This window comes from Orrella sp. JC864 (assembly GCF_037026685.1).
Taxonomy (GTDB): domain Bacteria; phylum Pseudomonadota; class Gammaproteobacteria; order Burkholderiales; family Burkholderiaceae_B; genus Orrella.
On sequence record NZ_JBANET010000013.1, the window covers coordinates 100,190 to 112,936 of the forward strand.

General features: G+C 70.1%; 11 protein-coding genes. 4 read left to right on the top strand and 7 right to left on the bottom strand.

The genetic code is table 11. From position 1 onward, the window contains the following. Positions 1 to 45 precede the first annotated feature (45 nt). Both lysA and lptM read right to left on the bottom strand, forming a co-directional pair. Entirely contained in the window at positions 46 to 1,341 is a 1,296-nt protein-coding gene (lysA, locus tag V8Z80_RS13345; protein ID WP_336062325.1) for a diaminopimelate decarboxylase, read from the bottom strand. Then, a complete protein-coding gene (lptM, locus tag V8Z80_RS13350; protein WP_336062326.1) occupies positions 1,341 to 1,505 on the bottom strand; it encodes an LPS translocon maturation chaperone LptM in 165 nt (54 codons plus the stop codon). Before lptM ends, lysA begins: the two co-directional genes overlap by 1 nt. A gap of 35 nt (positions 1,506 to 1,540) precedes the next feature. Between lptM and cyaY the strand changes: the two genes are divergently transcribed. Further along, positions 1,541 to 1,870: an iron donor protein CyaY gene (gene cyaY, locus V8Z80_RS13355; protein WP_336062327.1), complete on the top strand. Its 330-nt coding sequence runs from the start codon at positions 1,541 to 1,543 to the stop codon at positions 1,868 to 1,870. A gap of 91 nt (positions 1,871 to 1,961) precedes the next feature. Here cyaY and V8Z80_RS13360 read toward each other — a convergent pair whose 3' ends face one another. The 5 genes from V8Z80_RS13360 to V8Z80_RS13380 all read right to left on the bottom strand — a co-directional run bounded on the left by V8Z80_RS13360 (position 1,962) and on the right by V8Z80_RS13380 (position 9,694). Next, entirely contained in the window at positions 1,962 to 2,933 is a 972-nt protein-coding gene (locus V8Z80_RS13360) for a Bug family tripartite tricarboxylate transporter substrate binding protein (protein ID WP_336062328.1), read from the bottom strand. 25 nt (positions 2,934 to 2,958) lie between these two features. Further along, positions 2,959 to 4,650 (bottom strand): dihydroxy-acid dehydratase, encoded by a 1,692-nt coding sequence (ilvD, locus tag V8Z80_RS13365; RefSeq protein ID WP_336062330.1) that lies wholly within the window; start codon positions 4,648 to 4,650, stop codon positions 2,959 to 2,961. Then, positions 4,647 to 5,984 carry an FAD-dependent oxidoreductase gene (locus V8Z80_RS13370; RefSeq protein ID WP_336062331.1) on the bottom strand — a complete coding sequence of 446 codons (1,338 nt, stop codon included), beginning with the start codon at positions 5,982 to 5,984 and terminating at the stop codon, positions 4,647 to 4,649. Before V8Z80_RS13370 ends, ilvD begins: the two co-directional genes overlap by 4 nt. A gap of 162 nt (positions 5,985 to 6,146) precedes the next feature. Continuing rightward, positions 6,147 to 7,148 (bottom strand): LacI family DNA-binding transcriptional regulator, encoded by a 1,002-nt coding sequence (locus V8Z80_RS13375; RefSeq protein ID WP_336062332.1) that lies wholly within the window; start codon positions 7,146 to 7,148, stop codon positions 6,147 to 6,149. Between the two features lie 98 nt (positions 7,149 to 7,246). After that, on the bottom strand, positions 7,247 to 9,694 hold the full coding sequence (locus V8Z80_RS13380; protein WP_336062333.1) for a penicillin-binding protein 1A: 2,448 nt from the start codon (positions 9,692 to 9,694) through the stop codon (positions 7,247 to 7,249). A 114-nt stretch (positions 9,695 to 9,808) separates the two neighbouring features. On the opposite strand from V8Z80_RS13380, the gene V8Z80_RS13385 reads away from it, so the two are divergent. Genes V8Z80_RS13385 through V8Z80_RS13395 form a run of 3 tightly spaced genes read left to right on the top strand, consistent with a single transcriptional unit; the run spans position 9,809 to position 12,722 of the window. Continuing rightward, positions 9,809 to 10,411 (top strand): shikimate kinase, encoded by a 603-nt coding sequence (locus tag V8Z80_RS13385; RefSeq protein ID WP_442951974.1) that lies wholly within the window; start codon positions 9,809 to 9,811, stop codon positions 10,409 to 10,411. Continuing rightward, positions 10,408 to 11,502 (top strand): 3-dehydroquinate synthase, encoded by a 1,095-nt coding sequence (aroB, locus tag V8Z80_RS13390; RefSeq protein WP_336062334.1) that lies wholly within the window; start codon positions 10,408 to 10,410, stop codon positions 11,500 to 11,502. Before V8Z80_RS13385 ends, aroB begins: the two co-directional genes overlap by 4 nt. A 47-nt stretch (positions 11,503 to 11,549) precedes the next feature. After that, positions 11,550 to 12,722 (top strand): deoxyguanosinetriphosphate triphosphohydrolase, encoded by a 1,173-nt coding sequence (locus tag V8Z80_RS13395; RefSeq protein WP_336062335.1) that lies wholly within the window; start codon positions 11,550 to 11,552, stop codon positions 12,720 to 12,722. The last annotated feature ends 25 nt before the right edge of the window (positions 12,723 to 12,747 follow it).

Sequence of the window (12,747 nt, forward strand, 5' to 3'; positions counted from 1 at the left end):
AGGTTCCTGGTTGGCGGGGGGTGGAACTTCGATTGAATCACACTCTCAGTCGGGCAGCATGGCCTCGCCCTCGGTCAGGCTGGCCAGGCTGTCGCGCGCGCGCACGACGTGCCAGCGGGCGCCGTCGACCATGACCTCGGCCGGGCGCGGCCGGCTGTTGTAGGTGCCGGCCATGACCGCGCCGTAGGCGCCGGCCGACTCGATGGCCAGCAGGTCGCCTTCGGCCAGGGCCAGCGGCCGCTGGCGCGCCAGCCAGTCGGCGCTTTCGCACACCGGGCCGACCACGTCGTAGACCTGCGCCGGGCCGGGGCGCGGCGCGACCGGCAGCACGCCGTGCCAGGCCTCGTACAGGGCCGGGCGCATCAGGTCGTTCATGGCCGCGTCGACGATGGCGAAGTTGCGCGCCTCGGTGTGCTTCAGATAGAGCACCTCGGTCAGCAGCACACCGGCATTGCCCACCAGCGAGCGCCCGGGCTCGAACACCAGCTGCAGCGGCGGCAGGCCGCTGGCGGCCAGGCGCTCGCAGACCTGGTCAAGCAGCAGGCGCGGCGCCAGCGGGATTTCGTCGTCGTAGCGGATGCCCAGGCCGCCGCCCAGGTCCAGGTGATGGATGGCGATGCCGTCCTCGGCCAGCTGGCGCAGCAGCGCCAGCAGCTTGTCCAGCGCATCCAGGTAGGGCGAGACCTCGGTGATCTGCGAACCGATGTGGCAATCCAGGCCCACCACCTTCAGGTTGGGCAGCGAGGCCGCTTCGCGATAGGCCTGGCGCGCCTGCTCGATGGCGATGCCGAACTTATTTTCCTTCAGGCCGGTGGAGATGTAGGGATGGGTCTGGGCGTCCACGTCCGGATTCACGCGTAGCGAGACCGGCGCGGTGCGGCCCAGCTCGCCCGCCACGCTGGAGAGCCGGCGCAGCTCGGGCAGCGACTCGACGTTGAAGCACTTGACGCCCGCTTGCAGCGCGGCGCGCATTTCCCAGGCCTGCTTGCCCACGCCCGAGAACACCACCTTGCCCGGGTCGCCGCCGGCGGCCAGCACGCGCTGCAGCTCGCCGCCCGAGACGATGTCAAAGCCCGCGCCCAGCCGGGCGAATTCCTTGAGCACCGCCAGGTTGGAGTTGGCCTTCATGCCGTAGCAGACCAGCACGTCGCGCTGGCCGATGGCCTCGCGGTATGCGTCCCAGGCCGCGCGCAGCGCGGCGCGGGAATAGACGTACAGCGGCGTGCCCGCCTGGGCGGCCAGCTCGGCCAGCGGGACGTCCTCGGCGTGCAGCACGCCGTTGCGGTAGTGGAAATGCGGCTGCCCGGCCGGAGGCCGGGCGCTGGGATTCTGCTGGCTCATTACGGTAGATTGGATTGGGGAAGCTGGCTCGGCTGGACGGCGGGCGTGCGGGCGGCGCCGTCCTCGGCGGGGGGAAGGTACAGGGGTCCTTTGTAGCCGCAGCCGGCCAGCATGCCCAGCGCCAGCAGCATCGCTAAAATGCGGGGATAGGCCGAGCGGGACACGGCAGGCTCCGATAGGAAAGACAAGCGGTCATTATATGAACGAAACAGAATTTCTCGCCCTGGCGGGCGAAGTGCTGGACGGCATCGAAAGCCAGGCCGACGACTGGCTGGCCCTGTACGACGTGGACGTCGACGCCAGCCGCAGCGGCAACGTGCTGACGCTGGCCTTCGATTCGGGCGTGCAGGTCATCGTCAACAGCCAGGCGGCCATGCAGGAGATCTGGGTGGCCGCGCCCAGCGGCGGCTTTCACTACCGCTACGACGGCCAGGCCTGGCGGGATACGCGCGGCGGGCCCGCGCTGGGCGAGGCGCTGTCGCAGATCGTCAGCGCCGCGGCCGGGCAGGCGGTGACCGTCAAGGTCTGAGCGCGGGCCGGCTCGTGCCGCCCGCCCGCCCGGGCTTGGGCCCGGACCTGAGCGTGGCCCCGGCTGCAGGCCGGGGCGCGGCGCCGCGGCTTCAGCGCGCGGCGATGTCGGCCGCCTTGACCACGGCGGCCCATTTCTCGCTTTCGGCCCGGATGTAGCGGGCGAACTCCTCGGGCGTGCTGGTGACCACGATGGCGCCCAGCCCGGCCATCCTTTCCTGCACGTCGGGCATGTTCATGACCTTGCCGATGGCCGCGTGCAGGGCGTCGATCACCTCGGGCGGCGTGCCGGCCGGCGCCACGATGCCGCCCCAGGACGAGGCGTCAAAGCCCGGCAGCACGGTCTCGTCGATGGTGGGCGCATCGGGCAGGCTCGCCACGCGGTCCTTGGTGGCCACGGCCATCACGCGCAGCTTGCCGCCGTCGACCAGCGTGCGCGCGGCCACGGCGGTGGCGAACATCATCGAGACCTGGCCGGACATGACGTCGGTCATGGCCGGGCCGTCGCCCTGGTAGGGCACGTGCATCATGTCCAGGCCCAGCCCCTGGGCGAACATCTCGCCCACCAGGTGGTTGGAGGCGCCGTTGCCGGCCGAGGCGAAGGTGTACTTGCCGGGCGCGGCCTTGATGTCCTGCACCAGCGCCTTGATGTCCTTGGCCTGGACCTGCGGGCCGGCCACCAGCACGATGGGCACGGTCGAGAGCTGGGTGACCGGCGCGAAGCTCTTGTTCACGTCGTAGCTCAGCTTGGGATAGATGCTCTGGTTGATGGCGTTGGGCCCGACGTTGGCCACCAGCAGCGTGTAGCCGTCGGCGGCGGCCTTGGCCACGTAGTCGGCGGCGATGTTGCCGTTGGCGCCGGGGCGGTTTTCCACCACGAAGGTGCCGCCCATGACCGAATTGAGCTTTTCGGCCAGCAGCCGGGCGGTGGTGTCCGAGGCCCCGCCGGGCGGATACGGCACCACCAGGCGCACCGGTTTCTCGGGATAGGCGGCCAGCGCCGTGCCGGCCGCGCACAGCGTGGCCAGCAGGCCGCCGGCAAGGCGGGTTTTCCAGGTCTTCATCTGTCTCTGCTCCATGTGTCGTTTTCTAGCGGGTCTTCAGGGGAATCAGCACCGCTCCCCGCGATAGCGGCTTGACCGTGCGGCTGTAAATGTCCAGCCAGCCATGTTCCTGCGCGGGCACGTGGGCCGCCTGCCTGTCTGCCTGCCGGGCCTGCAGCTCGGCCGCATCGACCAGCAGGTCGATGCGGCGGGCGGCCACGTCGATCTCGATGGGGTCGCCGTCGCGCACCCAGGCCAGCGGGCCGCCCTGGGCCGCTTCCGGGCAGACCTGCCCCACGGCGATGCCGCGGTTCAGGCCCGAGAGCTGCCCGTCGGTCACGATGGCCACCTGTCCGTTCAGGCCCGCGCCTTCGACCGCGGCCACGAAGGACGAGGCCAGCGCCACGCCCGGGCCGCCGATCGGGCCCATGCCGCGCAGGCAGGCTACCGTGCCGGGCTGGATGCGGCCGGCCGCCAGCGCGGCGATGGCCTCTTCCTGCGAGCCGAACACCAGGGCGTTGCCGCGAAAGCGCTGGGCCTTGCCCGAGGCGTTGCCCAGCTTCAGGATGCTGCCCTCGGGCGCCAGCGAGCCGCGCAGGATCACCAGCGAGGGCTCGCGCGACAAGGGATCGTCCAGCGTGCGCAGGATGGACGGCGTGGGCGCTTGGTAGCCGTCCAGCACCTGGGACAGCGGCCGGCCGGTGACGCCCACCGTCTCGCCGTCCAGCAGGCTTTGCAGCCGCTTCATGGTGGCCAGGGTGCCGCCGGCCGCCTCCAGGTCCTCGGTGCGGTGCTCGCCGTTGGGCTTGACCGCCGCCAGCAGGGGCACCTGGGTGCCCAGTTCGTTAAAGAGCGCGTAGACGTCCACATCCACGCCGGCCTCCTCGGCCACGCCCTGCAGGTGCCGCAGCACGTTGATCGAGGTGGACAGGGCCAGGGCCACGCGCACGGCATTGGCAAAGGCCGCGGGGGTCAGGATGCGGTCGGGGGTCAGCCCCTCCTGCACCATTTCGACGATGCGCCGGCCGGCGCGCCCGGCCTGCTCGAACATGGCCGGCGAGTTGGCCAGCACCGGGCTGGCGCCGGGCAGGGAAAGGCCCAGCGCCTCGCAGGCGATGTGCATGGAGTTGGCCGTGCCCAGTCCCGCGCACACGCCCGGGCCTTGCACGGCGCGCTTGCACATGCCGTCCAGGTCTTCGAAGGAAAGCTTGCGCGTGACGTACATGCCCACCTTCTCGAACACGTCCTCGATGTCGATGGGTTCGCCCTGGTAGGTGCCGCTTTGCTGGTAGCCGCAGGCCACCACCAGGGTCGGGATGTTCAGCCGCGCGGCGGCCATCATCTGCCCCGGCGTGGTCTTGTCGCAAGAGGCCAGGCACACCATGCCGTCGAGCTGCGCGCCCTCGACCTGCACCTCGATGTCGTTGACGATGAGATCGCGCGACGGAAGGATGTAGCGCCCCGCCTTGCCCGCGCTGGTGATGAAGTCGCTGGGCGCTGCCGTGCGGATCTCGAAGGGCACGCCGCCGGCCGCCCGGATGGCGTCCTTGACGTGGCGCGCCACGCCGTCCAGGTGGCTGAAACAGCTGGACAGCTCCGAGGAGGTATTGACCACCGCGATCTTGGGCTTGTCCATGTCCTCGTCGGCCAGCCCGAGCGCCTGCCATTGGGCCTTGCGCAGGGCCCACAAGGTGGTGCCCGGCTGGAAGTTGCTGCGGTATCGGCGTGGGGGGGTCATGCTGGGGTGTCTCCAAGGAATGCGCCGCGCGCGGCGAGCTGACGGCGCACGCTTTGCGCGTCGACGTCGTGTAGGGATGCGCCGGCCTGCAGGGCCAGGGCGGCGGCAATGCCTGCCGCCTCGCCCATCGCGAAGCACTGCGCGGTCACGCGCAGCGAGGCCTGGGCGGCATGGGTGGCCGAGGCGCAGCGTCCGGCCACCGACAGGTTGTCGAACTGCGCCATCAGCAGCGAGCGCAGGGGAATCTGGAAGTAGGCGCCCGGCTCCAGCCATATCCACTGCGTTGCCCGGCCCGCCGCGTGGTCTTCCATGGGCCAGGCGCAGCAGGCGATGGCGTCGTCAAAGCGCGCCGCTCCCAGCACCTGCTCGCCGGTGAGCACGTGGCGCCCGACGATACGGCGGCTTTCGCGCACGCCCAGCACCGAGCCGGTGTCCAGGACGTAGGCCCGCGCGAAGCCGGGCACGTAGCGCCGGAAGGCCTGCAGGTAGTCGCGCACCTGGCGCCGGCCGGCGCGCTCGGCGCGCGACATGGCCGCCACGTCCAGCGGCGAGGGCGAGCGGCCGTCCACCGCCACCTTGGTGATGTTCAGGTGCGCCAGGCCGGGCCGCTCCGAGAATACGCCGCCGGCGGTGCGGGGCAGGTCCATGCCGTCCTCGACGGCCCGCTCCAGGCACTGGCGCAATTCGGGGCGCGTCAGGGCCTGCAAGGCATCGGTATCCACGTCGCCGAAGCGGGCCATGGCGGTGGGAAACTGCAGGTCCTCCAGGGCAATCTCGAACGGCCCGCCGGCGCGCGCCACCACGTCGGCGTCTCCCGAACAGTCGATGAACTGGCCGGCCCGCACCGCCATGCGGCCCTGCTTGGATTCGAACATGACCGCGTGCACGCGGCCGTGGGCATGCTGCACGTCCACCACCTGGCTGTGCAGCAGCACTTCGACCCCGGCCTGTTCGAGCAGCTCGTCGAGCACCAGCTTCATCGAGAACAGGTCGTAGGGCAGGGACGCCGTCTGCAGCCAGCGCACCGGCTCGTGCGCGCCGCCGATGGCGCGCAGCCGCTCGATGATCTCGCCGCACAGGCCGCCGACCACCTGGACCAGCCGCGCCGGGTCCACGGCATACAGGCCGCAGATGCTGCCCAGGCTGACCGTGGTCAGCGTGCCGCCCAGAAAGCCCGCCCGCTCGAGCAGGACCACGCGCGCGCCGCTGCGCGCGGCGGCCACGCCGGCCGCCACGCCCGCGGCGCCGCCGCCGATGACGCAGACGTCGGCCTCGCGGTAGACCGCGGTCCGGCGCGCGGGCTCCTCCAGATATTCGTTTGGTTTCGTAGTCATTTATGAATGAACAAGAATGGAGCGAGAGCCGGCGCGTATTGCAAGCTCAAAGACCCGGTTATCCTGATTGCGGTAAAGAGAAAGATTGCACAGTTATAACTACGTAGTCATTTTAGACCGATACGATGGCGCGTCAACGGCCTGGGCCACGGGAAAATCCTGCTAGTTGGTGGTGCGGCGCAGCAGCAGCTCGTTGGGCAGCAGCCAGCGGCGCGGCGCCAGCGAGGGATCGGCGATGCGCGCCAGCAGCCGCTCGACCGCCGCCGCGCTCATTTCGGCAAGAGGCTGGCGTACCGTGCTCAGCGCGATGCAATCCCAGCGGGCCATGGGAATATCGTCGTAGCCCACCAGCCACAGGTCTTCGGGCACGCGCCGGCCCAGCGCCCTGGCGCCGTCGAGCGCGCCGATGGCGATGATGTCGTTGGTGCAGAAGACGCTGTCGATGGCGGGATCCTCGGCCAGCAGGGCCTGGATGGCGCGGTGCCCGCTGTCGTAGCTGAAGGCGCCGAAAGCCAGCGGGCCCCGGGTGCAGGCCTGGGCCGCGCCCTGGCCGGCCAGCGCCGCCAGGAACCCTTCTTCGCGCTCGCGGATGGTGCTGGCCGGCGAGCGCGAGGACAGCAGCCCGAGCCTGCGCCGCCCGGCCGACAGGAAATAGCGGGCCACCGCGGCCCCGCCGGCCGCGTTGTCGCTGACCACGGTATCAAAAGCCTGGGTGCGCACGCTGCGGTTGATCAGGATCACGGGCTTGTCGGCGGCGATACGTTCGAGCTGCGGCAGGGTATCGTCCGTGGCCGTGGCGAAGATCACGCCGTCCACCGGGCTTTGGGCGATGCTGCGGGTGGTGGCCTCGTCCATGGGGCCGTCGAGCTCCCACACGGTGGCGCGCAGGCCTTGCTGCGACAGGCGGTCCACCAGCTGCTGCAGCAGCAGCGGGTAGAGCGGATTGGCCAGGTTCTCTACGACCACCGCGATGGTGCCGCTGCGGTTGGTCTTCATGAGCCGCGCCGCGGCGCTGGGCAGGTATTCGTGCTTGTCGATGACCGCCATCACCCGCTCGCGCGTGGCCGGCCGCACCGAGGGATGCTTGCGCAGCACGCGCGAGACGGTGCTTTGGGAAAGCCCGGCCAGTCTGGCGATGTCGTGGCTGGTCAGCCGTTTGCTCATGGAATGGGTAGCGGGGAAACGCCGGCGATGGCGCGTGCTGCATTCTACCCAGCATGCCGGCGCACGCACGCAGGCGGCGTGCTTGCGCCGCGGTCCGGCTAGTGCGGCACCAGGTTCCCGTTCCAGGGATTGTTGTTGAGCTCCTGCTCGAGCGGCACGTCGTTCGAGCCGCCGATGAGATTGCTCAGGAACTCGCCCAGCGAATCGGGCTCGGGCAGCCCGACCCGCGCCACGGCCTGGCCGGGCGGGAACTCGGAAAAGTACAGGTCGCCGCCCTCGGTGATCAGCCCGTCGGGACGGTTGCGCGGCTGCTCGGGCACGCCGGCCAGCGCGGAGCGCATGTAGTCCACCCAGATGGGCATGGCCGCGCCCCCGCCGGTCTCGCGCGAGCCCAGCGAGCGGGGCTGGTCGTGGCCGAGCCAGGCGATGCCCACCAGCGCCGGCGTGTAGCCGGCGAACCAGGCGTCCACCGACTCGTTGGTGGTGCCGGTCTTGCCGGCGATGTCGCCGCGCTTGAGCAGCGCGCGGGCGCGCGCGGCCGTGCCGGAGGTGGCCACCCCGCGCAGCATGTCGTCCATGACGTAGGCGGTGCGCGGGTCGATGGCGCGCGCGGCGGCGTCGCCCGCCACGGTGGGGCGTGATTGCATGATGACCTTGCCGGTGCTGTCGGTGACCCGGTCGATCAGGTAGGGCGTGATGCGGTAGCCGCCGTTGGCGAACACCGAATAGGCGCCGGCCAGCTGCAGCGGCGTGACCGAACCGGCGCCCAGCGCCATCGGCAGCACCGGCGGCTGGCGCGACTTGTCGAAGCCGAAGCGGGTGACGTAGTCCTGCGCGTACTGCGGCGTGATGGCCTGCAGGATGCGGATCGAGACCATGTTCTTGGACTTGTACAGCGCCTGGCGCATGGTCAGCATGGGCTCGTAGGTGCCGCCGTAGTTCTTGGGCGCCCAGGCGCGCGAGCCGGTCTGCTCGGCGGTCTGCTGGAAGGGCATGTCCGAGATCTGCGTGGCCGGCGTCAGGCCGCGCTCGAGGGCGGCGGCGTAGATGAACGGCTTGAAGCTCGAACCGGGCTGGCGCCAGGCCTGCGTGACGCGGTTGAAATTGCCGCGGTTGAAGTCAAAGCCCCCCACCATGGCGCGGATGGCGCCGTCCTGCGGCGAGACCGACACGAACGCGGCCTGCACCGAAGGCATGTTCAGCACTTCCCAGGTCTCGCCGTTCTTGTGCAGATAGACCACCGAGCCGCGGCGCAGGCGCGCCTCGGGCTTGGCCTTGTCGTTGAGCGCGCGCGCGACGATGGCGATGGCCTTCTTGTCGTTGATGGTGAAGATCTCGCTGGAGCTGCGCGCCACCTTGATCTCGGTGGGGCTGGCCGAGAGCACCACGCCGGTCAGCAGGTCGCCGCTGTCGGGGTACTTCTCGAACACCGCATCGAGGAAATCGTCGAAGCGGGCCTGGTCGTTCTCGATGCCGGCCGGCAGGTCCAGCTGCTCTTCGGGGCCGGGATAGGGGGCGCGGCGCGTGTAGTCCAGCACGCCGTTGCGCAGCGCCCGGTAGGCGGCCTCCTGGTCCTTGGAGGAGACCGTGGTGTAGATGTTCAACCCCCGCGAATAGACGTTGTCCTGGTAGACGCCGTAGAGCAGCTGGCGCGCCAGCTCGGCGACGTATTCGCCGTGGATGGCGTAGCCGCCGGTGGGCGCGCCCTGCTCGCGCGAGCGCAGCACGATGGGCTCGGCCATGGCCTGCTTGTATTCTTCCTCGGTCAGGTAGCCCAGCGACAGCATGCGGCCCAGCACGTAATGCTGGCGCAGCGTGGCGCGCGGCATGTTGGCGATGGGATTGAAGCGCGAGGGCGCCTTGGGCACGCCGGCCAGCATGGCGGCCTCGGCCACCGAGATCTCCGACAGCGGCTTGCCGAAATAGCGGCGCGAGGCCGCGGCAAAGCCGTAGGCGCGGTGGCCCAGGTAGATCTGGTTCATGTACAGCTCGAGGATCTGGTCCTTGCTCAGCTGCGATTCGATCTTGAAGGTGAGCAGCAGTTCGTAGAACTTGCGCGAATAGGTCTTTTCGGAGGAAAGATAGAAGTTGCGCGCCACCTGCATGGTGATGGTGCTGGCGCCCTGGCTCTTGGACATGCTCATCAGGTTGGCCAGGCCGGCCCGCACCACGCCCATCCAGTCGATGCCGCCGTGCTGGTAGAAGCGGTCGTCCTCGGCCGCCAGCACCGCCGATTTCATCACGTCGGGGATCTCGTTAAAGCGCAGCACGTTGCGGCGCTCTTCGCCGAATTCGCCGATGAGCACGTTGTCCGAGGTATAGACGCGCAGGGGCACCCGCGGCCGGTAGTCGGTCATGGCGTTCAGGTCGGGCAGGTTCGGCCAGGCAAGCGCCAGCGCCATGCCCACCAGCAGCACGCCGCACAGGCCCAGGCCCGCCAAGAGGATGCTGGTCTTGATCAGGAAACGGCCCAGGCGCGAGCCCGTGGCCGGGGCCGGCTGCTCGCCCGAGGCGCGCCGGGAACGGGAGGAGGGGGATTTGCTCATCGGCAGCGATTTTAAAGGTACGGGCCTATAGACATGCGGCCGGCCGCCAAGTTTCTGTAACCGAATCGTGCAGTGTAGCGCCCCGGCAACTGCCCGCAATGGGATAATGCCGAAATGAACGCGAATTCCAGCTTTTCATCGCAGGGCGGACCGGCCCTGGCGTCCGCATGCGCCCCGCGCGGCCTGCTGGGGCACGACACGCCGGTGTTCCTGGTGGGCATGATGGGCGCGGGCAAGACCACCATCGGGCGGGGCCTGGCCCGGGTGCTGTGCCGCGATTTCCTCGACCTGGACCACGAGCTGGAGGCCCGTTGCGGAGTGCGGGTGCCTACTATCTTCGAAATCGAGGGCGAGGCCGGCTTTCGCCGGCGCGAGTCGGCGGCGCTGCTGTACTGCGCCCAGCGGCGCAACATCGTCATGGCCACGGGCGGGGGCGCCGTGCTGGCCCCGGAGAACCGCGCGGCGCTCAAGGCCCACGGCATCGTCATCTACCTGCGCGCCAGCGTGGACGAGCTGTTTCGCCGCACCGCGCGCGACCGCAACCGCCCGCTGCTGGCCACGGCCGACCCGCGCGGCACGCTGCGCGCCCTGCTGACCGCGCGCGAGCCGCTTTACCAGGAAGTGGCCGACATCACCGTGGAGACCGGCAGCATGCCCGTGAACACCGTGGTCAAGGCCATCGTTCCCTTGCTGCAATCCTGCGAGAAACAGACATGACCGTCGTCGACGTCGATACGCCCGGAGGGCGCTACCCCATCCGCATCGCGCCCGGCCGGCTGGACCGCCTGGCCGAATCCATCCCGGCCAACGCCACCGCCGTGGGCCTGGTCACCAATCCCACGGTGGCCGCCTTGTACGGGCAGCGGGCCGAGGCCGCGCTGCAGGCGCACGGGCGGCGCGTGGTGCGCATCGAGCTGCCCGACGGCGAGGCGCACAAGGACTGGCAGACCCTGAACCGGATCTTCGATGCGCTGCTGGCCCAGCGCTTTGACCGCAAGAGCGTGCTGGTGGCGCTGGGCGGCGGGGTCATCGGCGACATGTGCGGCTTTGCCGCGGCCACCTACATGCGCGGCATCCGTTTCGTGCAGGTGCCCACCACGCTGCTGGCGCAGGTCGATTCCTCGGTGGGCGGCAAGACCGGCATCAACCACCCGCTGGGCAAGAACATGGTGGGGGCCTTCCACCAGCCGGTGGCCGTGGAGATCGACACCGACGTGCTGCGCACCCTGCCCGCGCGCGAGATCTCGGCCGGCCTGGCCGAGGTGATCAAGTACGGGCTCATCCTGGACGCGGACTTCTTCGCCTGGTGCGAGGCCAACGCCGCCGCGCTGCGCGCGCTCGATCCGCAGGCCCTGCGCTACGCCATCGGCCGTTCCTGCGAGCTCAAGGCCCACGTGGTGTCGCAGGACGAGCGCGAGGCCGGGCTGCGCGCCGTGCTCAACCTGGGCCACACCTTCGGCCACGCGATCGAGGCCGGCCTGGGCTACGGGCAGTGGCTGCACGGCGAAGCGGTGGGCTGCGGCATGGTGCAGGCCGCCGAACTGTCGGCCGACGTGGCCGGCCTGCCGCGCAGCGAGGTCGAACGGGTGCGCGCGCTGGTGCGCGCCATCGGCTGCCCCACCGTCTCGCCGGACCTGGGCGCCGATCGATGCCTGGCGCTGATGCGGGTGGACAAGAAGGCCGAGGGGGGCGAGATCCGCTTCGTGCTGCTGCCCGAAATCGGCCGCGCCGTGACCGCGCCGGCGCCCGAGCCGGCGGTGCGGGCAGTGCTGGCCCGCACCACCGAGCCGGCGGCGGCCTCGGCCTGAATGGTCCTGCCGCCCGCGCCATGCCCCGACCCGGACCAGGAATCACCATGACCGCGACGCGCAGCCCCCTACGCACCCCTTCTTCCGCCACGGGCCTGGCTCCCTATGCCTGCGACCCGGCCCGCACGCGCGGCCGGCGCCATGCCGAGCCGGCGCCGGCCAACCGCAGCGAGTTCCAGCGCGACCGCGACCGCATCGTGCATGCCAACGCGTTTCGCCGGCTCGAATACAAGACCCAGGTTTTCATCAACCACGAAGGCGACCTGTTCCGCACGCGCCTGACGCACAGCCTGGAGGTCGCGCAGATCGCCCGCACGCTGGCGCGCAGCCTGCGTCTTAACGAGGACCTGATCGAGGCCATCGCGCTGGCGCACGACCTGGGCCACACTCCCTTCGGCCATGCCGGCCAGGACGAGCTGAACGCCTGCATGCGCGAGCGCGCGCCGCAGGCCGGCGGCTTCGAGCACAACCTGCAGAGCCTGCGGGTGGTGGACGAGCTGGAAGAGCGCTATGCCGCCTTCAATGGCCTGAACCTGTGCTTCGAGACCCGCGAGGGCATCCTCAAGCACTGTTCGGCCGCGCACGCGCGCCAGCTGGGCGAGGTGGGGCGGCGTTTCCTGGAGCGCACCCGGCCCTCGCTGGAGGCCCAGCTGGCGAACCTGGCCGACGAGATCGCCTACAACAACCACGACATCGACGACGGCCTGCGCTCGGGGCTGCTGACGGTGCAGGACCTGCGCGAGGTCGAGCTGTTCGCCGTGCACCATGACGCGGTGCTGCGCGAGTATCCGGGGCTGGCGCCGCGGCGCACCACGTCCGAGACCATCCGGCGCATGATCAACACGCTGATCACCGACCTGACCGCCACCACCGCCGCGCGCATCGCCGAGCACGATCCGCGCAGCGTGGACGAGGTGCGCCAGGCCCCTGCTCTGGCGGGCTTTTCCGAGCCGGTGCGGCGCCAGGCCGAGGCGCTCAAGCGTTTCCTGTTCGAGCGGCTGTACCGCCATTACAAAGTGATGCGCATGACGAACAAGGCCAGGCGTATCGTTCGGGAGTTGTTCTCGGCGTTCCAGGACGAGCCCAGGCTGCTGCCGCCCGACTACCGGCGGATGGGGCATACCGAACAGGCCCGCGCCATCGCCGACTACATCGCCGGCATGACCGACCGCTACGCCATCCGCGAGCACAAGCGGATCTTCGACATGGAAGAGCCCTAGGCGATCGGGTGCCGGCGCCACGTCC